This window comes from Nocardiopsis sp. NPDC050513, from assembly GCF_044457925.1.
Lineage (GTDB): Bacteria > Actinomycetota > Actinomycetes > Streptosporangiales > Streptosporangiaceae > Nocardiopsis.
Window position 1 is genome coordinate 156,852 of the sequence record NZ_JBITHK010000011.1, and the last position, 26,402, is coordinate 183,253.

At 70.5% G+C, this 26,402-nt stretch carries 24 protein-coding genes and 1 pseudogene; 16 read left to right on the forward strand and 9 right to left on the reverse strand.

Annotated features, from left to right (window positions below; translation table 11 throughout):
* The first annotated feature begins 3 nt into the window (after nucleotides 1–3).
* The gene (locus tag ACIBFB_RS20160; protein WP_397232372.1) at nucleotides 4–1,140 is read left to right on the forward strand and encodes a transposase; all 1,137 of its coding nucleotides are present in this window, start codon (nucleotides 4–6) and stop codon (nucleotides 1,138–1,140) included.
* Between the two features lie 217 nt (nucleotides 1,141–1,357).
* Here ACIBFB_RS20160 and ACIBFB_RS20165 read toward each other — a convergent pair whose 3' ends face one another.
* Both ACIBFB_RS20165 and ACIBFB_RS20170 read right to left on the reverse strand, forming a co-directional pair.
* On the reverse strand, nucleotides 1,358–1,621 hold the full coding sequence (locus ACIBFB_RS20165) for a hypothetical protein (protein ID WP_397232266.1): 264 nt from the start codon (nucleotides 1,619–1,621) through the stop codon (nucleotides 1,358–1,360).
* Nucleotides 1,527–2,057 carry a hypothetical protein gene (locus tag ACIBFB_RS20170; RefSeq protein WP_397232374.1) on the reverse strand — a complete coding sequence of 177 codons (531 nt, stop codon included), beginning with the start codon at nucleotides 2,055–2,057 and terminating at the stop codon, nucleotides 1,527–1,529. Before ACIBFB_RS20170 ends, ACIBFB_RS20165 begins: the two co-directional genes overlap by 95 nt.
* Before the next feature lie 31 nt (nucleotides 2,058–2,088).
* On the opposite strand from ACIBFB_RS20170, the gene ACIBFB_RS20175 reads away from it, so the two are divergent.
* Complete coding sequence (locus tag ACIBFB_RS20175; RefSeq protein ID WP_397232268.1) at nucleotides 2,089–2,646, forward strand: collagen binding domain-containing protein; 558 nt, start codon at nucleotides 2,089–2,091, stop codon at nucleotides 2,644–2,646.
* A gap of 233 nt (nucleotides 2,647–2,879) precedes the next feature.
* On the opposite strand, the gene ACIBFB_RS20180 is transcribed toward ACIBFB_RS20175, so the two are convergent.
* The gene (locus ACIBFB_RS20180) at nucleotides 2,880–3,578 is read right to left on the reverse strand and encodes a TetR/AcrR family transcriptional regulator (protein WP_397232270.1); all 699 of its coding nucleotides are present in this window, start codon (nucleotides 3,576–3,578) and stop codon (nucleotides 2,880–2,882) included.
* Nucleotides 3,579–3,719: 141 nt separating this feature from the next.
* Between ACIBFB_RS20180 and ACIBFB_RS20185 the strand changes: the two genes are divergently transcribed.
* The 3 genes from ACIBFB_RS20185 to ACIBFB_RS20195 all read left to right on the forward strand — a co-directional run bounded on the left by ACIBFB_RS20185 (nucleotide 3,720) and on the right by ACIBFB_RS20195 (nucleotide 5,867).
* Nucleotides 3,720–4,655, forward strand: a complete 936-nt coding sequence (locus ACIBFB_RS20185) for an NADP-dependent oxidoreductase (RefSeq protein ID WP_397232272.1) — start codon at nucleotides 3,720–3,722, stop codon at nucleotides 4,653–4,655.
* A 48-nt stretch (nucleotides 4,656–4,703) separates the two neighbouring features.
* Nucleotides 4,704–5,387 carry an SDR family NAD(P)-dependent oxidoreductase gene (locus ACIBFB_RS20190; protein WP_397232274.1) on the forward strand — a complete coding sequence of 228 codons (684 nt, stop codon included), beginning with the start codon at nucleotides 4,704–4,706 and terminating at the stop codon, nucleotides 5,385–5,387.
* A 108-nt stretch (nucleotides 5,388–5,495) separates the two neighbouring features.
* Nucleotides 5,496–5,867 carry a DoxX family protein gene (locus ACIBFB_RS20195; protein WP_397232276.1) on the forward strand — a complete coding sequence of 124 codons (372 nt, stop codon included), beginning with the start codon at nucleotides 5,496–5,498 and terminating at the stop codon, nucleotides 5,865–5,867.
* Between the two features lie 204 nt (nucleotides 5,868–6,071).
* On the opposite strand, the pseudogene ACIBFB_RS20200 reads toward ACIBFB_RS20195, so the two are convergent.
* The 4 genes and pseudogenes from ACIBFB_RS20200 to ACIBFB_RS20215 all read right to left on the reverse strand — a co-directional run bounded on the left by ACIBFB_RS20200 (nucleotide 6,072) and on the right by ACIBFB_RS20215 (nucleotide 12,032).
* Nucleotides 6,072–7,621 (reverse strand): annotated as a pseudogene (locus ACIBFB_RS20200) (ISL3 family transposase).
* A 260-nt stretch (nucleotides 7,622–7,881) separates the two neighbouring features.
* Entirely contained in the window at nucleotides 7,882–9,246 is a 1,365-nt protein-coding gene (locus ACIBFB_RS20205; RefSeq protein WP_397232278.1) for a pyridoxal phosphate-dependent decarboxylase family protein, read from the reverse strand.
* A 138-nt stretch (nucleotides 9,247–9,384) separates the two neighbouring features.
* Nucleotides 9,385–10,665: a cytochrome P450 gene (locus ACIBFB_RS20210; RefSeq protein WP_397232280.1), complete on the reverse strand. Its 1,281-nt coding sequence runs from the start codon at nucleotides 10,663–10,665 to the stop codon at nucleotides 9,385–9,387.
* A 17-nt stretch (nucleotides 10,666–10,682) separates the two neighbouring features.
* Nucleotides 10,683–12,032, reverse strand: coding sequence for a glutamine synthetase family protein (locus tag ACIBFB_RS20215; protein ID WP_397232282.1), 1,350 nt, complete (start codon nucleotides 12,030–12,032; stop codon nucleotides 10,683–10,685).
* Between the two features lie 327 nt (nucleotides 12,033–12,359).
* On the opposite strand from ACIBFB_RS20215, the gene ACIBFB_RS20220 reads away from it, so the two are divergent.
* The 8 genes from ACIBFB_RS20220 to ACIBFB_RS20255 all read left to right on the forward strand — a co-directional run bounded on the left by ACIBFB_RS20220 (nucleotide 12,360) and on the right by ACIBFB_RS20255 (nucleotide 20,193).
* Nucleotides 12,360–12,548 carry a ferredoxin gene (locus ACIBFB_RS20220; RefSeq protein ID WP_397232284.1) on the forward strand — a complete coding sequence of 63 codons (189 nt, stop codon included), beginning with the start codon at nucleotides 12,360–12,362 and terminating at the stop codon, nucleotides 12,546–12,548.
* A gap of 4 nt (nucleotides 12,549–12,552) precedes the next feature.
* Nucleotides 12,553–13,770: an NAD(P)/FAD-dependent oxidoreductase gene (locus tag ACIBFB_RS20225; protein ID WP_397232286.1), complete on the forward strand. Its 1,218-nt coding sequence runs from the start codon at nucleotides 12,553–12,555 to the stop codon at nucleotides 13,768–13,770.
* Nucleotides 13,771–13,788: 18 nt separating this feature from the next.
* On the forward strand, nucleotides 13,789–14,592 hold the full coding sequence (locus ACIBFB_RS20230) for an acetoacetate decarboxylase family protein (protein WP_397232288.1): 804 nt from the start codon (nucleotides 13,789–13,791) through the stop codon (nucleotides 14,590–14,592).
* Nucleotides 14,593–14,621: 29 nt separating this feature from the next.
* Nucleotides 14,622–16,094, forward strand: coding sequence for an aldehyde dehydrogenase (locus ACIBFB_RS20235; RefSeq protein WP_397232290.1), 1,473 nt, complete (start codon nucleotides 14,622–14,624; stop codon nucleotides 16,092–16,094).
* Nucleotides 16,087–17,004: a 3,4-dihydroxyphenylacetate 2,3-dioxygenase gene (locus tag ACIBFB_RS20240; RefSeq protein ID WP_397232292.1), complete on the forward strand. Its 918-nt coding sequence runs from the start codon at nucleotides 16,087–16,089 to the stop codon at nucleotides 17,002–17,004. The genes ACIBFB_RS20235 and ACIBFB_RS20240 overlap by 8 nt, the downstream gene beginning before the upstream one ends.
* A complete protein-coding gene (locus ACIBFB_RS20245; protein ID WP_397232294.1) occupies nucleotides 16,997–17,842 on the forward strand; it encodes a fumarylacetoacetate hydrolase family protein in 846 nt (281 codons plus the stop codon). Before ACIBFB_RS20240 ends, ACIBFB_RS20245 begins: the two co-directional genes overlap by 8 nt.
* A gap of 63 nt (nucleotides 17,843–17,905) precedes the next feature.
* On the forward strand, nucleotides 17,906–18,535 hold the full coding sequence (locus ACIBFB_RS20250) for a TetR/AcrR family transcriptional regulator (protein WP_397232296.1): 630 nt from the start codon (nucleotides 17,906–17,908) through the stop codon (nucleotides 18,533–18,535).
* A gap of 194 nt (nucleotides 18,536–18,729) precedes the next feature.
* Nucleotides 18,730–20,193 carry an APC family permease gene (locus ACIBFB_RS20255; protein WP_397232298.1) on the forward strand — a complete coding sequence of 488 codons (1,464 nt, stop codon included), beginning with the start codon at nucleotides 18,730–18,732 and terminating at the stop codon, nucleotides 20,191–20,193.
* 19 nt (nucleotides 20,194–20,212) lie between these two features.
* Here the strand turns inward: ACIBFB_RS20255 and ACIBFB_RS20260 are convergent, their stop codons facing one another.
* Nucleotides 20,213–20,917: a type 1 glutamine amidotransferase gene (locus ACIBFB_RS20260; RefSeq protein ID WP_397232300.1), complete on the reverse strand. Its 705-nt coding sequence runs from the start codon at nucleotides 20,915–20,917 to the stop codon at nucleotides 20,213–20,215.
* Between the two features lie 126 nt (nucleotides 20,918–21,043).
* Here ACIBFB_RS20260 and ACIBFB_RS20265 point away from each other — a divergent pair, with 126 nt between their 5' ends.
* Both ACIBFB_RS20265 and ACIBFB_RS20270 read left to right on the forward strand, forming a co-directional pair.
* A complete protein-coding gene (locus ACIBFB_RS20265) occupies nucleotides 21,044–22,531 on the forward strand; it encodes an aldehyde dehydrogenase (RefSeq protein ID WP_397232302.1) in 1,488 nt (495 codons plus the stop codon).
* Nucleotides 22,528–23,229 carry a gamma-glutamyl-gamma-aminobutyrate hydrolase family protein gene (locus ACIBFB_RS20270; protein ID WP_397232304.1) on the forward strand — a complete coding sequence of 234 codons (702 nt, stop codon included), beginning with the start codon at nucleotides 22,528–22,530 and terminating at the stop codon, nucleotides 23,227–23,229. Before ACIBFB_RS20265 ends, ACIBFB_RS20270 begins: the two co-directional genes overlap by 4 nt.
* A gap of 93 nt (nucleotides 23,230–23,322) precedes the next feature.
* On the opposite strand, the gene ACIBFB_RS20275 is transcribed toward ACIBFB_RS20270, so the two are convergent.
* Complete coding sequence (locus tag ACIBFB_RS20275; protein WP_397232306.1) at nucleotides 23,323–23,895, reverse strand: MarR family winged helix-turn-helix transcriptional regulator; 573 nt, start codon at nucleotides 23,893–23,895, stop codon at nucleotides 23,323–23,325.
* A 308-nt stretch (nucleotides 23,896–24,203) separates the two neighbouring features.
* On the opposite strand from ACIBFB_RS20275, the gene ACIBFB_RS20280 reads away from it, so the two are divergent.
* Nucleotides 24,204–24,677: a hypothetical protein gene (locus ACIBFB_RS20280; protein ID WP_397232308.1), complete on the forward strand. Its 474-nt coding sequence runs from the start codon at nucleotides 24,204–24,206 to the stop codon at nucleotides 24,675–24,677.
* Nucleotides 24,678–26,402: the final 1,725 nt, after the last annotated feature.

Genomic DNA, 26,402 nt, shown 5'->3' on the forward strand with positions numbered 1-26,402 from the left:
ACCATCATGCTGATGACACTCGTCGAGACCGGCACCCTCGGCCTGCTCGGGGCCTGCTTCGGCCCCGCCACCGCAGGCGAGACCGCCTACGCCACCCGCCTGCTGCCCCTGCTGGACCAGCGGCACCTGGTACTCATCGACCGCGGCTTCGACGCCAACGCCTTCCTCGCGGACCTGGCCGCAACCGGCGCTCAGTTCCTGATACGGCTCAAGTCCACCCGCCGCCCCGCCCTCCTGCGCGTCCTGGCGGACGGCACCCACCTCGCCCGTCTGGGCCGGCTCACCGCCCGCATCATCGAGGCCGACCTGACCGTGCGCCTGGCCGACGGCACCACCGTGAGCGGCCGCTACCGCCTGGCCACCACCCTCCTCGACCCCGCGTCCGACCCCGCCGAGCGCCTGACCAGGCTCTACGCGGAAAGGTGGGAAGTCGAATCCGCCTATTTCGCGCTCCGCTCGACGCTCATGGCAGGCCGCGTCCTGCGCTCAGGCGACCGCTTCGGCATCGAGCAGGAGCTGTGGGCCACCCTCACCGTCTACCAACTGCTGCGCATGGCCATGACCGACGCCGCCCGCGCTGCCGGAGCCGATCCCGACCACGTCTCCTTCACCCACGCCCTCACAGCGGCCCGCACCCAGGTCACCCTCGCCGAGGGCGTCACCGCTACCGCACCGGGCGCCATCGACGCCGCGGTACGCGCCAACCTGCTACCCGCTCGCCGCCCCCGCATCAGTGCCCGCAAGGTCAAATCCCCGATCTCGCGCTACCACTCCTGGCACGGCCAGGCCCGCCCCACCATGCCCACGGCCGTCGAGCGCATCGAGATCACCCTCCACGAGCGCGCCAACATCACCCCCGGGCCCACTGCCGGAACTGTCAACCAGCCATCCGCCCAGGAAAGCCGCGGTGACGACGCCGCTTCTCCCGGAACCGAAGAGGACGCCTGCGACCCCGGCGGCCGCTACCAACTCGCCCTCGCCATCATGAGCAGCGCCCCCGACACCCCCTGGCACGCCCGCGAGATCGCCCGCATGGTCGACGTCACGAACATCAATGGCTTCCGAGTCCAGATGTCCCAGTGGTCACACCTCGGACTGATCAAGAAGACCGGCCCGGCGATCTACACGCTCGCCAGCTGACCGCTAACTTCGCGGCCTTGGGGCAATCCCCATCGTTCCCTTGAACACCAGCGTCCTTCCACGCCCGGCCCGGACATCCGTCACAACACACGGTTTCTGGGGACGCGAAGGCGATTGAGCCGAGGTGAGCTCACCCGTGGCGCCGAGGCAAGTCCGCACCGCGACACTCGGCGGAGGCCGAACGCCTGCTGTGCCCACACGGAAATCGGGCTCCCTGTCACTGCTCGCAGACAGCAGACCCAGGGGTCTGCCGAGATGATGGGGGCAGGGTGGTCGGCGAGACGCGCAACCCTTCGACGACCAGGGCGAGATTGCGTCTGCGGTCCGCGCCATCGGGATCGCTTGGACGCACCGTGGCCAGAACCATGATGATGACCGCCGCCAGATCACGAACCTCCAGTTCCGGTCGCACCGCTCCCGCTTCGACGGCGCGGCGCAGCAACCGTTCGGGAGGACAGGTAGTGGCGCACGCCCTCGGCATCGAACGCGTCGGACTCCCGGGCGATGGAGAGGATGACCCGCCGTCGAGCCAGCACATCGATGCCGGCCTCCAGCACGTTGACGAGATCTCGCCAAGGATCGTCGGTGTGTGCCGCTGTCATGGGCTGGATCTCTGTGGTGAGGACGTAGTCCAGGACAGCCCGGACCAACTGGTCGCGCGCGAAAACGTCGGCAGACCGTGTCCCCGCCCCGCGGTCCGCCTCACCCCAGCCGGTACCGGTGAAGGCCTCCGCCGCCGCGGCCATCAGTGCGGGAATCCCGGTCGGCGGACGCGTCCGAGGTGTGGAGAAGGCACCCGTGGCCGGAGCGGCGGTGACGCTGATCTCTCTGGAAGGACGTGCGCTGGGCCGCTCCGTCGCCCAAGCCGACGGCTCATACGGCATGGAGGCTCCCAGCGCCGGATCGTACGTGCTCATCGCCTCCGCGGACGGCTAACAGCCGCAGGCCATGACGGTGGTCGTGGCCGATGAGCCGGTGGCCTACGACATCCTGCTCAGCGGCACCAGCGGGCTGAGCGGCGTGGTGCGCTCCGCGGACACCGGGGACCCGATCGCCGCTGCCGCGGTCATCGTGACGGACGTCCGCGGTCACGTCCTGGCCAACGAACAGACCAACGCCTTCGGCGAGTTCGGCCTCGTGGGCCTGGTGCCGGGAACGGTCACCCTCGCGGTCACCTCCCCCAAGCACCGGCCGCTCGTCCAGCCCGTCGACATCGGCGCCGACGGCACACACATAGAGGTCGAACCGCAGCCCCAGGCCCACCTGCGCGGTACCGTGCGCGGCGGTGGCGTCCCGCTCAGCGACGCGCGCGTCACACTGGTCGACTCCGTCGGCAACGTGGTCGCCACCACGACGACCGGCATCGACGGGGCGTACGCCTTCTCCGACCTGGACAGCGGCTCGTACACCGTCACCGCCACGGGTTACCCGCCTCGGGCGACCGAGGTCGCTGTCTCCGTCGGCGTCGACGGCCTCGACATCGAACTCGCCCATACCAGCGAGTAGTCCAAAAGCCCGGCCCGCGGATGGTTTCCCAGCACGGGAGGCTCGTCGTCCGTTGAACCCCAGCGCGTCGCCTCGAAGTCGGCGAAGAGCCTTCCATCTGGTGGCCTGCGCCGCTTCCACAACCCGGACCCAGTCTTACCCACGAACAGGAACGACTCGCTGGACACTGACTGTCACCCGACTACACGCGCCCGGCTCACGCTCACGATGCGCGGTCGGGCGGACGTGGCCCTTCAGTCCTTCCTCCCTGGTTCCGCCGAGGCGGAGCACGCCTGACCGGCACGGAGCCTGGCCTTGTAGAGGGCGCGGGGCTCGGGCGGGTCGGGCAGGGGGCCGCGGGCGGGGGCCTCGAAGGACTGGAGTATCAGGGCGACGACGCGTTTCCAGGCGTCGGGAGCGGCGTCGCCGGTGGCGTTGACCACGCCCGCATTGGCCATGTGCACCAGCACCAGGTCCTCGGGGGAGAAGTCCTCACGCAGACGTCCGGCGGCCTTGGCGCGGCCGATGAGCTGCACGACGCCGTCGTAGGCCTGGTCCCGGCGCTTCTCCAGAGCCTTGGCTGTGGGGAAGGTCATGGTCAGCACGTCGGCGAAGCCGTAGTCCGCGGCCTGCATCGCGCAGACGGTTTCGATGAACCCCGCGAGACCGTGCCAGGGATCGGGATCGTCGAGGGCGACGCCGACCGCGTCGACGTAGGCGTCCATACGGTCGGCGAAGACCGCGTCGACCAGTTCCTCCTTGGTCGGGAACCGGCGGAACAGCGTGGCGATGCCCACCCCCGCCTCGCGGGCCACGGACGCCATGGAGGCATGCAGGCCGTCACGTCTGAACACCGTGCGCGCGGCGGCGATGATCCTCGCGCGGTTGCGCTCGGCATCGCTGCGCAGAGGCTGTGCGGCGGGGTCATCGCTGGATTGGGCGCCAAGGTTCATGACACTCAGCCTACCGAATCGGAATGCCCCATCCAGTTTCGGTGTTACCCTGGACATCGCGGAACCGGACAGCCCTTTCCGGATCAGGAATCGGATAGCCCGTTCCGAATCGATTGAACCGATGTCGAGGAGTTGATGATCATGCGCGCTGTGACATTGGCGCAGGTACCCGGCAGCCCCGAGGTGACCGAGGCGGAGGTGCCCCGCCCGCAGGCCGGTGAGGTGCTGGTGAAGGTGGCCGCCTCCTCGGTGAACGGGTTCGACCTGGGCACGGCGGCCGGATACCTGCAGGGCATGGTGGAGCACCGCTTCCCGCTGATCCCCGGCAAGGACTTCGCCGGCACCGTCGAGGCGGTCGGTGAGGGTGTCGAGGGTTTCACGGTCGGCGACGCCGTGTTCGGCGTGGTCACCAAGGCGTACCTGGGCACCGGTTCGATGGCGCAGTACGTCGCCGTTCCCGCCGCTATCGGCATCGCCCACCGGCCCGAGGGGGTCTTGGTGCGTGACGCGGGCGCGCTCGGGCTGGCGGGCACCGCCGCCTTCGACGGTCTCGCCCTGCTCGGCCCGCTGGAGGGCAGGACGGTGCTGATCTCCGGTGCCACCGGCGGCGTGGGTGCCATCGCCGTGCAGCTGGCCGCGGCCCGGGGCGCGAGGGTGATCGCCACGGCCAAGTCGGGTTCCGAGAGCGGCTTCGTCTCGGCGCTGACCGACGCCGAGGTGACCGTCATCGACTACCTCCAGGACGTGACCGCGCAGGTCCGGGCGATCGCCCCTGACGGTGTGGACGCGGTGCTGCACCTCGCCGGCGACCTGGCCGAGCTCACCGCGCTGACCCGCGACGGGGGCGCCGTCGCCTCCGCCCTCACCGTCCCCGAGGCCTCGGAGGACCGCGAGCTGCACACCGCCATGATCCAGTCCAACCCGACCGCCGACACCCTGTCCACCCTCGCCGGGCACGTCGCCTCCGGCGCCCTCACGGTACCGGTGAACTCCGAATTCGACCTCGAACGTGCCCCCGAGGCGTTCGCCGCGTTCGGCGCCGGCACCGTCGGCAAGATCGCCATCACCGTCGCCTGAGCAGTCCGTATCCCAGACGCTTCCACCACAACACGAAAGGGCTGCACCATGCCCAGCATCGCCATCGTCGGAGCCGGCCCCGGAATGGGCCTCGCCATCGCCCGCACCTTCGGCTCGCGCGGCTACGACGTCGCTCTCATCGCCCGCAACCGCGCCAAGCTCGACGACCTCGTCGCCCGGCTCACCGCCGAGGGCATCACCGCCGCCGCGTTCCCGGCCGACGTACTCCACCACGACGCGCTGACCCAGGCCCTCAAGGACGCCGCCACCCGCTTCGGCGGCATCGACGTCCTGGAGCACTCCCCCTCTCCGGGCAACGGCTCCATAAACTCCATGACCCTCACCTCCCCGTCCCAGACCGGCCCCTCCGATGTGCAGGGATGGATCGACTTCCTGCTCCACAGCGCCATCACCGCCACCCAGGCCGTCCTGCCCGCGATGCGTGAGGCCGGCGCGGGCACCCTGCTCTTCACCAACGGCGCCGGATCGATCGACCCCATCCCAATGCTCGGCAACGTCAACCCCGCCCAGGCGGCGCTGCGCAACTGGGCCCTCAACCTGCACAAGGAGCTGGCCGGCACCGGTATCCAGGCCGCGCACGTCGCCATCGGCGCGTGGATCGGCGCGGGTGGCCCTCCCGAAGTCCCGACCGCCGAGGCCGAGGACATCGCCCCGCTCTACTGGGACCTGCACACTCAACGCGACGAAGCCGAGCGCGTCTTCACCGGCTGACGCCGCCCAGCTCTCCCCCGTTGAATCTTTGTTGAACCTTGATCCGCTCCATCCACATCCCCCGCGGTGCCCGCCGCGGCGCGACCGAAGAAGAAGGTCTCCGCTCCGATGAACGTGTTCCTGTGGATCCTGCAGGGCGTCCTCGCCGCGCTGTTCGTGGCCGCGGGTGTCACCAAGTCCACCCAGCCCCGCGAAAAGCTCATGTCCCGGCTGCCGTGGGTCAGTGACGTCTCGACCCCCGTGGTACGTCTGATCGGCGTCGCCGAACTCGCCGGCGGCCTCGGGCTGATCCTGCCGGGTGCCTTCGACATCGCCACCGTGCTCACCCCGCTTGCGGCCACCGGCCTGGCTGTGATCATGGTCCTGGCCATGGGACTCCACGCCCGCCGCAAAGAACCGCAGGCCATCGGGTTCAACGCGATCCTGCTCATCGTCGCCGCGGTCATCATGTGGGGCCGGTTCGGGCCCTACTCCTTCTGACCCGGCTCCTTCCCCTCACAGCGGCCCGGCCCGCGACCACGCCAGCCGGGCCGCTGCTCAATCCTGTCGCCCGGAACCGACCCCGACCCACTCGTCCTGTCCCACACGCACCACGTTGCAGACCCGCGAGCAGACCAAGCAGGCCGAGAGGGGTCTGTCAAGTTGAGGGCTCTGCCCCCATTCCGGTGGTGACGGTCGGTGAGCTCACTGCAGGAGGATGCGGTGGCGGAGCAGGAGAAACCCGGCCCGCCCGTACATCTGCCGCTTGATCAGCTTCGACTTCGTGTTCACCCCCTCGGTGCCGCCGTTGTGGAAGGGCAGGTCAAAGCCGCGTCGACCGCGGCCCGGTCCTGGTCGAGCCCACGGGTGAAGGCGTGCAGGTGGGCAAGGTCGTCTCCACGAACTCCGAAGATCCACGTGGTCAGGGCCTCGGCGTTGCCCGGGGCGGGTTCCAGGAGCCGGGCGAAGCCGCGAATGTGGTCGGCCAACCGGGCCATCTCCGAGCATGCCCCGGTCAGATCGACAACGGCCTGGCGCTCTTCGGGGGTGAGCCGGTCGGGGTGGGCCAGGAGCAGTTCGCTGAAGGCCTTGGGCGAGACCGCCTCCCGGTCGCTGTCGAGCCGACCCTGGTTGACGTACTTGTAGAGCAGGTTGAGGCTGCCCTCATATCCGAGTCAGCGGATCTCGCCGAAGAGCCGCCGGATGGGCACGACCGGGTCCTGCTGTCTTCGTTGGCGCGGGTGGTCGCGGTAGGGGTCGACCAGGCTGGCGCGGTACTGCGGGGCCCGGCGCAGCCGGTCGGGCTCGCTGGCGCGGGCGTAGCGCTTGACGGTGTTCAAGGACAGACCGAGTCGGCGGGCACACTCCAGCAGGCCCACGCCTTGGCTGAGCAGGCCGTGGACGTGGTGCCAACGCTCGATGGAGGACTCCTGGCGCGCCAGCTCTTGGCGGGGTGGTCCGGCTTTGGCCCAGCAAATGCTGTGGGAGGCGACCTCCTTGCGCACCGCCTCGGACAGGTTGTGCCACAGGTGCCACCGGTCGGCGACCTGGAGGGCCTCGGGCAGTGCCCGGCGGACTGCCTCGGCGTAGGCGGCGAACCCGTCGCGCACCACGACCTCGACCCCCGGGTGGTCGCGCAGCCAGGCTTCCAGGGTGTCGGCGGTGCGGTCGGGCAGGACGTCGATGCGGGTGTCGGTGACCGCGTCGGTGAGCACGGCGGCGTACCGGCGGCCCCTGCGCAGCGCGAAGTCGTCCACACCCAGCACGCGCGGTACCGGGCGCGGCGGCAGGGGCAGGCGCATCAGGGAGCGCAGCGCGGTGTTCTTGGAGATTCGGGTGGCCAGGGCGGACAGCACCCGGGTGCCCGCCCGTCCGGCGAGTTCGCGCACCACCGCGCCGACCTGGGCGGCCAGGCGGGGTGTGCGCCTCTGGTAGCGGGCCAGGACACCGGGTAGCTGTTCCCGGAAGGTCTGACGGGGACAGCCGAGGGTCGGGCACACCAGGCGGCGCACTCGGACGACGACGGACACTTTCCTGGCGTCCACGGGGGTGTCGGCCAGGGTGCGCTGGTGGTAGGCGTGGACCTTCGCTGAGGGGGTTTCGCACAGCGCGCAGGGTGCGGGCCGGTCGGGGGTGCGGGCTCGCAGCCGGATCTCGGTGCCTTCGTCGTCGATGTCCTCGATGATCAGGGGGAGCAGGCCGGAGAAGACGATCTTCAGGAGTTCCTTGACGTCACACTCAACTGAGCGTGACATGCCGATGCCCTACGTCACCACCGGAATGGGGACAGAGCCCTTGACTTGACAGACTTAGGTGACGCGAAACGGTACGTAGTGGCGGTACGCAACCAAGGCACTTCTGATCCGGTTGGCGAACGACGTGTGTGAACTCCGCTTCACGGCACCGGGAAACGAGGTCACCGGCGCGGAAGCACGGGACGTCGCCGCGTGCGTACACCGTGACTCGGGTGCCGGTGTCCTCGTGTGTGGTGCTCTCCCCACGAACACTCGGGCGGTCATCGTGAGCGGGCGATCTGTTCGACTCGGGCATGGATGTCCTCCACCCAGTGCTCCGATTCCGGTTTCATCAGCACGCTGCGGAGGATACGGGCGCCCTCGGCGTCCGCGGTGGTCTTCGGGTGGCGCGTGGTGAATGCCTCGCGGTCAGCCCTGAGGGTGCTCAGGAACACCGGATCAGGGCCCGTCATGCCATCGGCGAGGATGCGTGCGGATTCGCTGTCGACGGCGGCGAGAGAGGCGGGGTCGACCGCCGGGAAGAAGGTGACGATGTCCAGTTCGGGCCGCTGGTAGAGCTCCAGGAGGTCCGATGCGGTGATCAGGTCCGCCCACTTCAAAGCCGCCCGCCTGCCCGCCGCGAGGACCGCCCCCAGTCCGTCGGGGGTGGGTGGGAGAAGCTGGAAGGTGAGCCACAGGGCGGCGGCCGAGGCGCCGGCGCGCGAGCACTCCAGGCTGATCTCTCCGAGGTGGAGCTCAGGGGAGGTGAAGTAGGTGTAGGGCGAGTCGTGGAGGTAGAAGCGCCCCATCTCGGGGTCTCGGAAGAGGACGGCGCCGCAGCCGTAGGGCTGAAGTCCGTGTTTGTGCGGGTCGACCACGATGGAATCGGACTGGACGATGGCCCGCCAGGGCTCGGGCGGCAGCCCTTCGGGCGCGTCGGTGCCGGCCAGCAGGGCGAAGAAGCCACCGTAGGCGGCGTCGACGTGGACGCGGACGCCGTGGCGCCGGGCGAGGGGCAGGGCCTCGTGGACCGGGTCGACGGCCCCGAGCCCGGTGGTACCGGTGGTGAGGACGACCGTGCCCACCTGCCCGCCCCGCAGCAGGTCTTCGAGTGCGTCGAGGTGGATGCGGCCTTGGCCGTCCGTGGGCACGGGGTGGCCCTCGATGCCGAGGACGTGGCACATGCGGCCGTGGGTGTAGTGGGCGTCGGCGCTGTAGGCGATGCCCCGACCGGGGTGGAGCTCGCGGGCGACGAACAGGGCCTCCAGGTTGGCGATCGTGCCGCTGGTGGTGAGGTGGCCGAGGTGGGTGTCGTAGCCGAACATCGCGGCGAGCTGGGCGACGACCTCGCGTTCCATGCGGGCGGTGGCGGGACCGCCGTCCAGGGCGTGGTTATTGGGATTGATCAACATGGCGGTGAGATAGCCGACCACCGCTGCGGGATGCGGAGGCTTGAGCATCTGGCCCGCGTAGCGCGGGTGGAAGAAGGGGTAGTTGTCTTTCAGCCGCCCGGTGAACTCCTCGAAAGCGGCAGCGAAGCGATTCTCATCAACGAGGAGCGACGGGTGCGTGTCGTAGGGGCCGAAGGTGTCGGCCCAGTCCTGCACGGCGTTGGTGGCCCGACCGAGCCAGTACTTCAGGTCCATTGCTCTCTTCCCTTCTGTGCGTCCGGCGGGTGCCACAGCCACCGTAGGACTTAGGTGATCAATGAGGTCGGGCGGACGCGCGATGGTCCGCCAACGGCGACCCGTGCGGCGGGGCCGCGGCCCCGCCGCACCCGACGGTCAGGCCTGGGTGACCTCCACGGGCAGTTTCTTGATGCCGTTGACGAAGTTCGAGCGCACCCGCGGGACGTTGCCGGTCAGCCGGATGTCGCCGAGACGGGGGATGAGCTCCTCGAACATGATGCGGATCTCGGTGCGGGCCAACAGGTTGCCCAGGCACAGGTGCGGGCCGCCCTTGCCGAAGGTGACGTGGTCGTTGTTCTGACGGGTGACGTCGAAGGCGTAGGGGTTGGCGAACACCTCCTCGTCCCGGTTCCCGGAGGCGAACCACATGACGACCTTGTCCCCCTCGCGGATGCGCTTGCCGCCGAGCTCGGTGTCGCGCGTGGCGGTGCGGCGGAAGTGGTACACGGGCGAGGCCCAGCGCAGGAACTCCTCCACCGCGTTCGGGATCAGGGACGGGTCGCGGCGCAGCAGGTCGAGCTGGTCGGGGTGCTGGATCAGGGCGTGCATGGCGTGGGTGATGGTGTGCCGGGTGGTCTCGTTCCCGGCCACCACCAGCAGCAGGAAGTAGTTGTCGAAGTCCTGCGCCGAGAGCGGCACTCCGTCGCGCGGGGTCACGTTGACCAGCCTGGAGACCAGGTCGGTGCCGTCTCCTCCGCGCCGTTGGCGGGCCAGCTTCCGCCCGTACTCGAACAACTCCAGCGATGCGGGCGAGCGGAAGGGCAGGTCGCGGTACTTCTCGCTCTCCTCACTGCCGAGCAGGACGTCGGCGTAGTCGGGGTCGGTGTTGCCGATGATGCGGTTGCCCCAGTCGATGAGCTGGAGGTTGTCCTCTTCGGGTACGTCCAACAGGCGGGCGAGCACGTTGATGGGGAAGTCCGCGGAGACCTCCTCGACGAAGTCGAAGCGGCCCTTGGCCAGGGCGGTGTCGAGCGTGCGGGCGGTCAGACCGCGCAGGAAGTCGGTGTAGCTGTTGATGACGCTCGCGCCGAACTGCCGCTGGATGACGCTGCGCAGGGCGCGGTGGCGTACCCCGTCCATCTCCAGGACGGAGGCGCGCTTCTTGATCTGGTCGTCGTCGACTTCCTCCAGATTGACGAAGCCCGTCGAGGTGAAGGTCTCGGGGTCGCGGTCCACACGCGCGATGTCGGCGTGGCGGGTGACCGCCCAGAAGCCCGCGTTGGGCTCGGGTTCGGGCTGCCAGTGGACGGGGTCCTGGTGGCGCAGGGTGTGGAACATGCGCCAGGGGGTGGTTCCGTCGACGAACCTGTCGGGGTCGGCCAGGTCGACCTCGTCGATCGGCAGCGGTTCGGGGGGAGCGATGGTGCGGGTGGCCAAGACCGTCTCCTTGGTCGTCACAGGTGGTGGGCGTACTCGGTGAACTCCCAGTCGGTCACGTGCCGGTGGAAGCGTTCTACTTCGTTGCGCTTGTAGGAGAGGAAGGAGGCGGTGAACTCCCGGCCGAGGACCTCGGCGAGGTCGGTGTCCGCCTCCAGTGCGTCGAGCGCGGCGGGCAGGCTCGTGGGCAGGAGCGCGGCGCGGGCTGTGTCGTAGCCGTAGCCCTCCAGTGGTGCGGGCGGCTCCTCCCCTGCGAGGACGCCGAGGAGCGCGGCGGCCGCGGTGGCGGCGACCAGCAGGTACGGGTTGGCGCTGGCGTCGCCGAGGCGCAGCTCGAACCGGGCGCCGGCGCCGCGTTCGGGCGGGACGCGCACCATGGCGCTGCGGTTGTCCAGTCCCCAGTCGATCAGCCACGGCGCCAGCGTGTCGGGGCCGAACCGCTTGTAGGAGTTGACCGTGGGATTGGCCAGGGCGGCGAGCGCGGGGGCGTGGGCCAGGAGGCCCGCGATGGCGTGGCGCGCGGAGGCGGAGAGCCCGAAGGCGCCCCCGGGATCGTCGAAGGCGTTGCGCTCCTGGTCGTCGTCGCAGGACATGTGCAGATGGAACCCGGACCCGCCGGCGTCGTTGAAGGGCTTGGCCATGAAAGTGGCGAGCCGGTGCTCGGTGCGGGCGAGCTCCTTGACGGCCGCCTTGAACCGGAACGCCCGGTCGGCGGCGTCGAAGGCGTCGGAGTGGTCGAGGTTGATCTCGAACTGGGCTCCGTCGAACTCGTGGTTGCCGTTGGTGACTCCGATGCCCAGGCCGTGCAGCGCGCGCAGAGTGCGCAACAGATGATTGTCGGGGTCGGCACGCCGTCCGGCGGTGTAGATGTGGCCGGTCTCCTCGGTGTAGCGGCGCCAGGAGCCGTCGGGGCCGGGGGAGCACAGGAAGTACTCCAGCTCCGGGCCCACGATCGGGTGCAGCCCGTGCTCGGCGCACTGGCCCAGGACCGAGCGCAGCAGGTCGCGGGGGGACTCGGGGGCGGGCCGACCGGTGGCCGGGTCGGTGACCTCGCCCAGGCACCAGGCGATGCCGGGCTCCCACGGCAGGTGGATCAGTGTGTCCAGGTCGGGGCGGACGGTGATGTCGGGCAGGCCGGCGTCCAGGCCGCCCTGGACGGGGACGACGTTCCCCTGCGGGCTGGTGTGGTACACGGCTCGGCAGAAGGCGAGTCCGTGCTCGACGGCGGTGGGCAGTTGTGTGACGAGGACGTCGCGGGCCCGTTCGGTGCCGATGAGGTCGGGGTAGGCCACGCGGACGATGTCGACGCCGGACGCGGTGAGGCGGTCGATGTGCTGACGGAGGGTCGCGGGATCATGAGCGCTCACCAGAGTCTCCTCGTGGTGGGTGAGGTGGGTTGGGGTGGGGCCGGGCGCGGTGTCGAAGCGGAGTGTCCCGGCCCACGAAGTTCATTTGACCTCAAACGTTAAGCAATGCCCGGACGGCATGCAAGAGGTCACACGAATAAAATTATCCAGATGGATAGCTATTGACCAGCCCTTCGGCTCGCGCGTATGTTGTTTGGAACCAAACGAACACCAGGAGTGCGGATCACCTCGTTCCCACGAGCCGGGGGCCGTCCCGAGCGGCGGACTCCGGCCGATCCGCCTTCGGACGTCCCGCCCCGACACCCTCACGATCCAGGAGGACCGGCCATGAAGGTCGTCGTCGACATGAACACGTGCAAGGACCACGGCCAGTGCGTCTTCGCCGCACCCGACATCTTCCAGCTCGACGCCGACGCGCACCTGACCTACATCGGCGACCCCGACGAGTCCCTGCGCGCCGACGCCGAGGACGCCGCCGACGTCTGCCCGCTCCAGGCCATCCGGATCGAGGACTGACATCGTGTCCGGTACGCGCAGGCACGGTGCCGTCGTTGCCGGGGCCTCCATGGGCGGTCTGCGCGCCGCCGAACAGCTGAGGGCCGCTGGGTGGACCGGGACGATCACGGTGGTCGGCGCCGAGCCCCACATGCCCTACAACCGTCCTCCGCTGTCCAAGGGGGTCCTGGCCGGGAAGGAGTCGTTCGACTCCCTGGCCTTCACGCCCAAGGCGAGTACCGCCGACGTCGAGTGGCGGCTGGGAACCACCGTGGCCTCCGCCGACCTGGACCGGCGCATCCTGGTCCTGCAGGGCGGGGAGGAACTCGCCTTCGACGGCCTGGTCGCCGCCACCGGCGTGCGCGCGCGACGCCTGGACTGCCCCGGCCCCGTCACCGGCCGCCACACCGTCCGCACCATCGACGACGCCCGGGCGCTCGCCGACGCACTCGGCCCGGACGCACGTGTCGCGGTCGTCGGAGCCGGGTTCATCGGCTGCGAGGTGGCCGCCACCGCGATCGGCCTGGGTGCCGCCGAGGTGACGGTCGTCGACCCCGAGCCCTTGCCGATGCTGCGCTCGCTCGGCGAACCGCTCGCCCGCGAGCTCCAGCGGCGGCACGCCGAGCGCGGTGTCCGCTTCGCCCTCGGCCACGGCGTCACAGGGTTCGCGGGCACCGATCGCGTCACCGGTGTCGTCCTCGGCGACGGCACGACCCTGTCCGCCGACGTGGTGGTGGAAGCCGTCGGCTCGATCCCCAACACCGAGTGGCTCGAGGGCAACGGCCTGGACCTGGCCGACGGCGTGGTGACCGACCAGCACCTGCGCGTGGGCGGACTGGCGCACGTCGTCGCCGTCGGGGACGTCGCCCGCTTCCCCAACGTCCGCTACGACGGTGTACCCCGCCGGGTCGAACACTGGTCGATCCCCACCGACACGGCCCGGCACGCCGCCCGGGCCCTGGCCGCCCACCTGGCGGGCGGCGCACCCGACCCCGAGCCCTTCGCGCCGCTGCCCACCTTCTGGAGCGACCAGCACGACTTCCGGATCCAGTCCTTCGGCTCCCCGGTCCTGGGCATGGCGGACATCCGTGTCCTGGAGGGGGACCTCTCCGGCGACGCGGTGGTCGGCTACCACGACGGCGGGACGCTCGTCGGCGTCGTCGCGCTCGGCGGTGCGGGTGCCATCGGCGCCGCCGCCCGCCACCGCACCCATCTCGTCCGGCAGCCCCTGCCCACCAGCTGACAACCAACGGAGACCGACATGCCCCTCCGCGGATTCTTCCCGCCCAAGACGGCGACCGGGAACTCCTCCCTCATCCCCTCGCCGCCCTGGCGGTACTCCGGCGACCTGCTCACCGTCGAGTACCGCACCGACCCCGACCGCGTGCACGAGCTGCTGCCCGAGCCGCTGGAGCCCGCCGAGGAGGACCCCGGCGCCGTCGCCCTCATCTGGGCCGACTGGCAGTCCTGCTCCACCAGCGGCGACGAACTGCTCGATCCGGTGCGCGCCCAGTACAAGGAGGCGTTCGCGGTCGTGCGCTGCTCCTACCGGGGCCGCACCTACTCGCGCTGCGTCTACATCTGGGTCGACAAGGACTTCGCCATCGCCCGGGGGCTGCACCAGGGCTACCCGAAGAAGCTCGGCTCCATCCACCAGACCCGTCCCCACCCCTTCGGCCCCGCGCCCCGCATCGAGCCGGGCGCCCGCTTCGGCGCCACCCTGGCCGCCGCCGACCGCCGGCTCGCCCAGGCCGTGGTGACCCTGCGCGAGCCCTGCGCGACCAACGGGTTCGTCAACGGCCACCCCATGGCCCACCACCGCTGGCTGCCCGCCATCGAGCCGGGCCGACGGCCGGCCGTGGACGAGCTGATCGAGTCCGGCGCGGCCTCCGTCGAGGCCGGACAGGCCTGGAGGGGCGAGGCCGACCTGGAACTGTTCGACGCGCCCACCGAGGAGTTGGCCCGCCTGGAGGTCCGCGAACCCATCGCCGCCTACTACCGGCAGGTGGGCGTCGTGTGGGACGGCGGACGCCTTCTGCAGACGGACACCTCCGGCACCGAGTGACCGCACCCCCACCACCAGGAGATCCGGACATGTCCGAACACACCATCACCGTCGCCGGGATCGCCGTCGACACCCGGCACTGGATCGGCGGCCGACGCGTGGCCTCCGCCGAGACCTTCACGAACACCTCGCCGATCGACGGCACGGACCTGGGCGAGATCGCCCGTGGCGGCGTGGCCGAGGCCGAGGCGGCCGTGGCCGCCGCCGCCGAGGCCTTCCCCGCCTGGGCCGCCACTCCCCCGGCCGAGCGGGCCCGCCTACTCCACGCCATCGCCGACGGCGTCGACCGGCGCCGGGAAGAGCTGGCGATCGTCGAGACCACCGACAACGGCGCGCTGCTGCGGTCGCACCGCCGAGGCGTCATGCCGCGCGTGGCCCACAACTTCCGCTTCTTCGCCGACTGGCTCCTGGAGTTGGAGCACGCCCCCTTCGACACACGGGGCCACACCAACCACGTGTCCTGGGACCCGGCCGGGCCGAGCGTGCTCATCACCCCCTGGAACGCCCCGCTGATGCTGGCCACCTGGAAGGTCGCCCCAGCGCTGGCGGCCGGGAACACGGTGGTGCTCAAGCCCGCCGAGTGGTCTCCGCTCACCGCCTCCCTACTGGCCGACATCTCAGCCGAGGCCGGGCTTCCGCCGGGCGTGCTCAACGTCGTCCAGGGCTACGGGGCAGAGGTCGGCGCCCCGCTGGTCGCCCATCCCGACGTGCGCCGCGTCAGCTTCACCGGTTCGGTCGGCACGGCCAGGGCCATCGCCACGGCGGCCTCGGCCAACCTCACCCCGCTCAGCCTGGAGCTGGGCGGCAAGTCGCCGCTGCTGGTCTTCGCCGACGCCGACCTGGACCTGGCCGCCGAGCTGGCGGTCGAGCAGTTCGACAACGCCGGGCAGGTGTGCCTGGCCGCCACCCGCCTGCTCGTGGAGGAGTCCGTCGCCGAGGAGTTCACCCGCCGCTTCGTCGAGAAGGCCGAGCGCCTGACGCAGGGTGACCCGCGTGAGGAGGCCATCTCCATCGGCCCCAACATCCACCCCCGCCAGGTGGAGCGGATCGACGGCTTCGTCACACGCGCGCTGGAGGCCGGGGCCCGCGCCGTGGTCGGCGGCGGCCCCAACACCGACCTGGGCGGCCTCCACTACCGCCCGACCCTGCTCACCGACGTCGCCCAGGACTCCGAGATCGTCCAGGAGGAGGTCTTCGGCCCGGTTCTGACCCTGCAGACCTTCGCCACCGAGGACGAGGCCGTGGCGCTGGCCAACGACACCCGCTTCGGTCTGGCCGCCACTCTGGCCACCGGTGACGCCGCGCGCGCCGACCGGGTCAGCGCCCGTCTGGTCGCGGGCACCGTGTGGGTCAACTGCTTCTTCGTCAGGGACCTGCGTGCTCCCTTCGGCGGCTCCCGGAGGTCGGGCGTGGGCCGCGAGGGCGGCAACTGGAGCTTCGACTTCTACTGCGACCTGAAGAACACCGTCACCGCACCGAAGGGTTGGAAGAGCCATGGGTGAGATCGTCGGGGCCGGGCTGCTCGCCCACGTCCCCACCATCGTGCTGCCCCGCGAGGAGCGGCTGGAGCTGAACGGCGGCAGGGAGATCACTCTCGTCACCGGCCTGGAGGAGCTGCGCCGGGACGTCTTCGAGACCCTCGACTACGACACGGTCGTCGTCCTGGACTCACATTGGGCGACCACCGTGGAGTTCGTGGCCACCGCGCAGCGGCGCCGGGCCGGGCTGTTCACCTCCGAGGAACTGCCGCGCGGCATGTGCCGGATGCCCTACGACTTCCCCGGCGACCCCGAGCTGGCCGGCAACATCGCGCGCTTCGCCGACCGGCACGGCACCTGGATCACCGCGATCGACGACGACCACCTGCCGATCTACTACGCCACCATCAATCTGTGGAAGTTCCTCGGCGAGGGCCTTCCCGACAAGCGCTGGGTGAGCATCGGCGTGTGCCAGACCGGCGACATGGAGGACCACCTGCGGCTGGGCCGTGCCCTGGCCGACGGCATCGCCGCCACCAAGGGGCGCAAGGTGCTAGTCATCGCCTCCGGCGCGCTCTCGCACACCTTCTGGCCGCTGCGCGAGCTGCGCGACCACGAGGCCAGCGACCCCTCCCACATTTTCACCCCCGAGGCCCGCGCCGCCGACGAGGAGCGCATCGCCTGGTTCAAGGAGGGACGTCACGACAGGGTCCTGCAGACCATGGGCGAGTTCTGGAAGTACAAGCCCGAGGCGAAGTTCTTCCACTACCTGATGATGGCCGGGGCCCTGGGCGAGGAGGCGTGCACCGCGCCAGCGCGCCAGTACGGCGAGTACGAGAACTCCGTCGGCACCGGCCAGGTCCACCTGTGGTTCGACCGGCCCGAGGCCGGCTGGACCGCGCCCCGCACCGACAAGGAGCCCGCCCGTGCCTGAGTACCGCCGCATCCTCCTCGACGGTGCCGCCGTCGAGACCGTCCGCGAGGGCGACGAGCTGGTGGCCGGGGACGGTCGCCGCGTCAGGATCGAGGACTCCCACCACCTGCCGCCGGTGGTGCCCTCCAAGGTCGTCGCCGTCCACCTCAACCACCGCAGCCGTGTCGAGGAATTCCAGATCCGGCTGCCCGCGACGCCCACCTACTTCCACAAGCCGGTCTCGGCGCTCAACTCCCACGAGGGCGCCGTCGTGCGCCCCGAGGGGTGCGGGTGGCTCAACTACGAGGGCGAGGTCGCCATCGTCATCGGCCGAACCTGCCGCAACGTCTCCCCGGAGGAGGCGGGTCCCTACATCGCCGGGTACACGGTCGCCAACGACTTCGGCCTGCACGACTTCCGCGACACCGACGCCGGGTCGATGCTGCGGGTCAAGGGCTCCGACACACTGTGCCCGCTCGGACCGGGCCTGGTCACCGACTGGGACTTCCGCGGTAAGTACCTGCGCACCTACGTGAACGGGACCCTGGTCCAGGACGGGTCCACTGACGAGATGCAATGGGACATGCACTACCTCGTCGCCGACATCGCCCGCACCATCACCCTCGTGCCCGGGGACGTGCTGCTGTCGGGGACACCCGCCCATTCCCGTCCGGTCCGGCCAGGCGACGTGGTCGAGGTGGAGGCCGAAGGGCTCGGGCGACTGCGCAACCGTGTCGTCACCGGGCCGACCCCGATCCGCGCCGATGTGGGCGCCCAGCCCACGGAGTCGGAGGAGGTCGTCTCCACGGCGCTGGGCGGCGACTGGGAGTTCCGTGGCGTGCGTCCGCCGCGGCGCTGAGCGTAAGGGGTGGGGGCGGCACCGGCCCCGTCGATGACGACGCGGACAGGTAGGGTCACGGCCATGACCGACCTTTCCGGTACCTCGGAGCCGACCCCGCCCCATGCACGCGAGCCCGCGGGACGCAGGGTCGGTTACGGGGAGGGGCGCGAGGCCCTGCTACGGGCCGCCGTGCGCGTCGTCGGCCAGCGCGGCCTGCGGCACCTGACCTACCGGGCCGTCGCGCAGGAGGCCGGAGTGACGCACGGGCTGGTCGTGCACCACTTCGGCTCACGCGACGCGCTCATCGAGGAGGCGCTGGCCTACGCGGTGCGCACCAGCGTGAGCAACAGTCTGCTGGAGTCGGGCAGCGGCCGGGTCGAGGACTTCGCGGCAGGCCTGTCGGAGCTGGTCGAGGCCGACCCCGACCTGCAGGCGTTCCAGTACGAACTCCTCCTGGAGGCGCGCCGCAGGCCCGAGGTCCGGGAGCAGGTGCGCAACCTGTACGACGGCTACCGGGCGGCGACCGAGCGGGAGCTGTCGCGGATCCTGCCCGAGGACGCGGGCCCCGCTCTGACCCGGCTGGTCTCCGCTGCGTTGGACGGCCTCGTCCTGTACCAGCTCACCCTGGGGGGACCGGACGTGACCGAGGAGGCCGTCGGCGAGCTGCGCGAGCTGCTGTTGGGGCTCGCACGGGAGCGCGGCCGGGAGTAGGAGCAGCAGAAGGAACAGCAGGGCCCTTCGGGCGCCCCCGCCTTCATCGGCGGGGGCGCCTTCGTGTCGCGGGCATGTCGCGGATCGACAAAGACACCCCCATACCCCTTGCCATCTGGATAGTTCGACGCCAGCATGAGGTAATTCGTTTGGGCCAAAACGATCTATCCTCCTCTTCCAAGCAGGTGATCCGTGTGGAACGCCAGAGCATCGACCCCCAGCGGTCGGCACCGACCTCTCCCGCGCCCGGTCCGGGCAAGCTCAAGTCCGGGGCCATCGGGGCGACCGGCATCGTCTTCTTCGTCCTCTCCGCCCAGGCCCCGCTGACCGGCGTCGCCGGGGCGGTCCCCATCGCCATCGGCATCGGCAACGGGACCGGTGTCCCCGCCGCCTATGCCCTGGCCGGTCTGTTGATCCTGCTCTTCGCGGTCGGTTTCACCGCGATGGGCCGCCATGTCGTCAACGCGGGGGCCTTTTCCGCCTACATCGGCACCGGACTGGGCCGGACGACGGGGCTCGGCAGCGCCGGTGTGGCGCTGTTCGCCTACTGCGCCATCCAGGCCGCCATGTACGGGCTCTACGGGGCCACGATGAGCGGACTGGTCGCCTACTTCACTGGCGCCGAGACGCCCTGGTGGGTGTGGTCGCTGCTGACCATGGCCGTGATCCAGATTCTGGGTGCGTCGGGTGTGGAGATCGGCGCCCGGGTCCTCATGGTCCTGGTCGTGGCCGAGTTCAGCGTCCTGCTGGTGTTCTCCCTGTTCACCCTGTTCACCGGAGGTGGCCCCGAGGGCCTGAACCCCTCCAGCAGCTTCTCCGTCGGTGCTCTGCTGCAGGGGGCGCCGGGGGTGGCGGTGATGTTCGCGGTCGCGTCGATGTTCGGCTTCGAGGCCGGCGCGATCTACGGGGAGGAGGCCAAGGACCCCGAGCGGACCGTCCCCCGGGCCACCTACACCGCCGTCATCCTGGTCACCGGATTCTTCGCCCTCGCCTCGTGGATGCTGATCTCCTCCTACGGCGCCTCCGCCGCCGCGGGCGCGGCGCAGGCGAGCATGGAGGCCGATCCGGCCGAGTTCGTCTTCTCCCCCGTGGCGGCCCTCCTGGGCGCCTGGGTCTACGACGTACTGCCCGTGCTGCTGGCGACGTCGCTGTTCGCGGGCATCCTGGCCTTCCACAACTCCGCCAGCCGCTACATCTTCGCCCTGGGGAGGGAACGGGTGTTCAGCCCCCTGCTGCTGGCGGTCAACCGCCGCCAGGCCCCGTGGCTGGCGGGGATGGTGCAGACCGCCATCGCCCTGCTCCTGGTGGCGCCGTTCGCCGTCCTGGGACTGGACCCGGTCCTGACACTCTTCTCCTGGTTCAGCGGCACGGCGGTCCTGGCGATGATGGCGATGTACGTGCTGACCTCGGTCTCGGTGATCGCGTACTTCCGCCGTGCGCGGGTGGAGGGGCGGATCTGGAGCACCCTGGTCGCCCCGGGGCTCGCGGCGATCGGCCTCACCGGCGCCGTCCTGGTGATCCTGGCGAACTTCACGACCCTCGTCGGCGGATCGCCGGGCACCACGGTCGTGCTGGCGCTGTCGGTCCCGGCCGTCATGGCCGCCACCCTCGGCCTGGTCAGGGCCACCCGGGACAAGAGGCCCGACCCGGCTGAGTGAGGCCCCGGCGGGCCCGGGCTCACACGGACGCGACCCGGTCGAGGAAGGCGTCCACGAGAGCCCGGGCCCGCTCCCCGGCCTCGTCCTGCAGAGCGATGGTCCGGTCCAGCAGAGCCGCGGGGTCGACTCCGTGGCGCTCGCACTGGTCCGCCCCTCCCTCGAACAGCCAACCACGGATCATCTCCGTGGTGGCCTCGGGGTGGAACTGCAGGCCCAGGGAGCGCCCGAGTCGGAACGCCTGGGGGCCGACGGCGGTACGCGCCAGCTCCACCGCGCCGGGCGGCGGGACACAGCGGTCGTAGTGCCATTCCAGCCAGGGGCCGGAAGCGACGAACGCGGGGTCGTCGGAGTCGATCTCGGTCCAGCCGATCTCGGGGCGGGGCGCGGGCTCGACGAAGCCCCCCGTGGCCGTAGCCAGCACCTGGGCGCCGAAGCAGATACCCAGGACCGGGATACCCAGCTCGTGGGCCCTGCGCACCAGAGCGATCTCCCCGCCGATCCAGGATCCGATGGTCCGCTCGTCGTAGACCGACCACGGGGCGCCCATCGACACGATCATGTCCCAGCCCTGCGGCTCGGGGAAGTCGAAGACCACGTCGGGAGAGTGGAAGCGCTCCTTCGAAACGACCCTCAGGACCGTGAGGTCCCAGCCGCGCTCGGCGAGCCGCTCCCCCACATGCCCGGGCTCGGTGATGTGTTCGTGGACGACGATGAGTGCGCGCACGCGGTCCCCTTCTCCCCTGCCGCTCATACGGGGCCAAATGATACGCATGGGCGCCTTGTGCGTGCACCGTCGGCCTCATATCGTTTGGATTCAAACATGTTTCCCGATCCGCGGAGGCCCCGAGCGATGGACACCACCCATGACGAGCTGACGCACCGCGCCGCGGCACTCGACCAGCCCACGCACCACCACATCGACGGCGGTGACGAACCCGGTGGGGGCCCGACCTTCCCTGTGGTCTCACCCCGCGACGGCCGCGTCCTGGCCGAGGTCGCCAACGGAGGACAAGCCGAGGTCGACGCCGCCGTGGCCGCGGCCCGCCGCGCCTTCGACAGCGGACCTTGGCCACGCCTGTCACCCGCCGACCGGGGCCGCGCGCTGCTGCGCCTGGCCGACCTGCTGGAGGAGCACCGCACCGACCTGGCCCTCACCGTGAGCCTGGAGATGGGCAAGCCCGTCACCGTCGCCCACACCATCGAACTGCGGGCCGCCATCGCCACCTTCCGCTGGTACGGGCAGCTCACCGACAAGCTCACCGACGAGATCCCGCACACCGATCCCGCCGCGCTCGCCCTCGTCACCCGCGAACCCGTCGGGGTCGTCGGTGCCGTCGTCCCATGGAATTTTCCCCTCACCCTCGCCGCCTGGAAGATCGCCCCCGCCCTCGCCGCGGGCTGCACCGTGGTGCTCAAGCCCTCGGAGACCACCCCGCTGTCCGCGCTCACCCTCGGCCGCCTGGCCACCGAGGCCGGCCTACCGCCCGGCGTCCTCAACGTCGTGACCGGCGAGGGCCCCGCCACTGGCCGGGCCCTGGGGCTGCACACCGACGTCGACGTGCTCGCCTTCACCGGCTCCACCGCCGTGGGCCGCCACTTCCTGCGCTACGCGGCCGACTCCAACCTCAAGCGCGTCTGGCTGGAACTAGGCGGGAAGTCGCCCAACATCGTCCTCCCCGACGCCCCCGACCTCGACCGGGCCGCCACCGCCGCCGCCTGGGGGATCTTCTTCAACCAGGGGCAGATGTGCACGGCCCCCTCCCGCCTCCTCGTGCACTCCTCGATCGCCGAACGCGTCACCGAGGCCGTCGTCGAACACGCCCGCGCTCTGTGCGTGGGAGACCCCCTGGACCCCGCGACGACCATGGGACCCCTGGCCGGTACAGCCCACCTCGAACGGGTCCTGGAACACGTCGGCACCGCCCGTGGCCAGGGCGCGCGCCTGCGGACCGGCGGGTCACGCACCCTGCAGGGCACCGGCGGAGCCTTCCTGGAGCCCACCGTCTTCGACCGCGTGGACCCCTCCTCCCGCCTGGCCCGTGAGGAGGTGTTCGGCCCCGTCCTGGCCGTGCTGACCTTCGACGACCCCGACGAGGCCGTCGCCCTCGCCAACGACTCCGACTACGGCCTGGCCGCGGGCCTGTGGACGGCCGACCTGTCGACCGCGCACCGCATGGCCCGCGCCCTGCGAGCCGGGACGGTGTGGGTCAACTGCTACGAGGAGGGCGACCTGACCGTACCGTTCGGCGGGATGAAGCAGTCCGGCAACGGCCGCGACAAGTCCGCCCACGCCCTGGAGAAGTACACCGAACTCAAGACCACCTGGATCCAGCTGTGACCCGTCCGCTCATCGCCGTCCCCGCCCGCTTCTCGGCTTCGGCCTCCGCCCTGAGGTACGCCGCCGAGGTCAACGCCCGCGCCCTGGTCGAGGCCGTCTGGCGGGCCGGCGGCGAGCCCATCGCACTCCACCCCGCCGACCCAGGCGCGGTGGCCGGGCGGCTCGCACGCTTCGACGGCCTGCTGCTGCCCGGCGGAGGCGACCTCGCCCCGCACCTGTACGGCGAGACCGATCCGCACGCCGATGTCTACGACGTCGACGGCGAGCAGGACGCCTTCGACCTGGCCACCGCCCGCTGGGCACTGGGGGCGGACGTTCCCTTCCTGGCGGTCTGCCGCGGCCTGCAGGTCGTCAACGTCGTGCTGGGCGGCACCCTGGAGCAGGACATGGGTGGACCCGGACGCGAGCACCGCCACGTCGTCCACACCGTCACCCTGGAGTCCGGCTCGCTCGTGGGGGCCGCCGTCGGCGCGAGCAAGGTGGGGGTGTCCTGCTACCACCACCAGCGGGTGGCCGGGCTCGGCGCGGACCTGACCGTCACCGCCCGCGCGGCCGACGGCACCGTGGAGGCGCTCGAACTCCCCGGACGCCGGGGATGGTTCGCCGCCGTGCAGTGGCACCCGGAGGACACCGCGCACACCGATCCCGCCCAGAACCGGCTGTTCGAGGCGTTCGTAGCCGCCGCGCGGCAGGGCTGAACCAGCCGGTCGCGGCGCCCGCACACACGAGCGCGACCCACAAGGCTCCGGGGCGCCGCGCGCCAAGGACAGAGCGCGCGGAACACGCCCTAGCTAGGGGCGGGGGCGGCGACCGCTGCGGCGCGGAGCGGGTTCGGCACCGTCGAGCAGATCGAGCTTGCGCTGTTCGCCGTGCTCCTCGACCTGGAGCACCACTCGCCGCAGGAGGTCGGCCAGACCGTGGCACTCCTCGTCGCTGAGCCGTTCGGTGACGAAGACCTCCTCCTCGTTGAAGGCGGGAAAGATCCGACCCATCAGGTCCTCACCCTGATCGGTCAGGGTCAGGAGCACCAGGCGGCCGTCGGTGGGGTGCTTCGAGCGGCGCAGGAACCCCCGCGATTCCAGCGTGCGGGCCACCCCGGTGAGCGTCCCCTTGGAGATCCCGGCCTCCTCCGCCACCGCGCGCGTCTCGGACTCACCCCAGACCCAGACCACCCACAGCACGACGAACGCCGTCCAGGTCAGATCGCTGCCGCGCAGCACACTGTTCTCCAGGTGCTGGCGCACCGCCGAGGCCGCACGGTGGATGTTGGCGACGGCGGCCATCTGCTCCCGGCGGATCGGGACGCCTCCGAGCTTGGCCCGTGCCAGCTTCTCGGCCTCGGTGATGGATCGCTGGCTGGGCACGCGGGCACACTCCTTCGACACGGGATCGTTCGGTGTCAAATTGTAGGGCTCGTTCGGACCCGGCTCGCAGCGAGCGGCCTCCTCCGCCCTTCCGTCCTGTCGGAGCAGGTGGCGCGCCTGGGCACGGCGTGTGCGGGTGGGCCCGTAGCTCCGCTTCCCGTGGCCGGGCGGGAACTCCGCCGAGAAAGTTTGAACCGGATCCCGCGAACGTCCGTGTCTGTGGTGATGGTAAAACTTCGGGCCGAGACTCAGCAGCCGCGGACTCTGATCCCGGCCCGTGGCAGGAGACCATGGAAAGAACGCCGAGAATGCGCGAGAAGAAGGTCTACCCGGCCACCGGGGCGCTCGGTCTGGACCCGCTCATCGGGTGCGGCGGCGCCGACCCCTACTCGGCGACCGACGCCTGCGCCTCCGATCCCCAGCAGGAGTCGTCCCCTGCGGAGAACGGGAGCGAGGACTCCAACGCTGTCGAAGACGTGCTGAACCTAACGCGGCGCGGGCACGAGGCCCTCGGTGAGTTGGTCACCGACGCCGTCGGCCACACCCTGTACCGCTTCGAGCAGGACTCCGCCGATCCGCCCGAGGTGACCTGTTTCGACGACTGCGCCGAGATCTGGCCTCCGGCCCTGGCCATGTCGGACCTCGACTTCTCCGACGGCCTCGACCCCTCCCTGTTCGACTCGGTGGAGCGCGAGAACCGCTCCGTTTGGGCGCAGCGTATCTGCGCCTCCAACCCGTCTGGGAACGGATCGGAGAGGGGGGCAAGGTCGGCATCGCCCTGATAGAAGTCGAAGGAGCGTCGCGCTCACCCGCTAGGTGTGAGATCCAAGCACCTTGGTCCCAGGGGACCTTTGATCCGATGGGATGACACCCTCGGGCATGAGGAAACCCCAGGCCAGCCGGGGTGAACCCGTGTGCTGGCCCGGGGTGGGAGCCGCTCTCTCGCTCCTGGTGTGCTCCCCAGTCCAGCACCCCCACCGCCCATCCGATACGGGCGAAATGCCGCCATTCACGACCAGGACCGAAAGCGGCCCTGGTCGGCCCTGTCCGCCCCGCACACCCCAGACAGGGGACCACGGGCCCGCCAGGGGCCACGGGGCCGACACAGGCCCACACAACCCCCGACACCGGGATCCCCCCACCACCACGGCGCGACAACGGAAACGAACCGGGCGATCCCTCCCCACCGGCCCCCTCCCCCACCTCACCGTGCTTCCCCTCCACGGCTCTGACGACGACAACCAGGCAGCGCACGCGACACCCGGCCACCGATCTCACCGAGCCAACCCACGAGAAGCCAGGCCCGTTCCGCCTCGCCTGCCCCGCCAGTCCGTACAGGGCCCACCCGCAGCATTCACCACCGACGCCCGTCCACAACACGTCACTGGACGATCCCCACGCCGTCTCCACCAGCCCCACCGCATGCCACGAAACGGACGCTTCAGTACAAGATCAATGAAACGAGAGAAAGGAACACGAAGAGATTAACCAGGAGGAAGGATTCGAGGTGGAGACGAAGGCGTACGAGGGATACAAGGGCGGGGTTCCCGACACTCGTCGGCGGGCGCCCCGCCCCCTACGTGAAGATGACTACCCACTGGGTATAAGTCTGGGTTGCCAACGGCCCACCCAGACCGGCTATGACCTGCACGGATAGTCGCCTGCGGGTGGGCCGATCCAAGCGGCCTACTTACCGGAACCTGCACAGAACCACTTACCGGCGTACTTACCGGCGGCGTCATGGGCCCACTTACCGGACACACTCAAACATGAGTATCACGCCCATCATACTCGTGTTTCTTCTCCGCGCCGCCCACCTCGAAGAATCCCCGCAACGAACCCGACACCACCTCCCACCAAGACCAGAAGGATCATCGGCCCGAGACCGTCAGCGGATGCCGGTGACCACCGAGTGGATCCCGCCCACCCCGGACGGCGCGGCCCGCCACGCCTTCGCACAGCCCACCCTGGAAGAACCACCCGCTTCCATCAGCATCAGTTTCTACTGATGTCCAGGAAACAGCTAGGAGACGTTCTCGTAGACACGGTGGGGAACGAGCCTTTGAACAGGTGCGGGCGGGGCCGCCCCTCGCTGGGCGGCCCCGCCCGCCTACGTGAAGATGACTACCCACTTGGGTATGAGTCTGGACACGCGTTGGCCCACTTAAACCCCACATGACCTGCGAAGATGTCGCTGGAGGGGTGGGCCAGCTAAAACCGGCCCACCCGACGGCCCCGGTAACGGCCCACCCGTTGGCCCTGGTTCAAATCGTGTTCACTCGGGGTTCAGCACACCCCTACGGACAGTGCCATGAACGCCCGGAACTGTGCCACGGCGCGCTCTTTCTCCCCTTTTTCTATATCGCACGGCTGACCTGTGCTGGCCGGACTCGGACGAAGAACAATCCTCGGGGTGGGGGGGGGGGGGGGGGGGGGGGGGGGGGGGGCGCCGGGCCCGCCCCCCCCCCCCCCCCCGGCGCGGGGGGGGGCGGGGGGCGCGCCGGGGC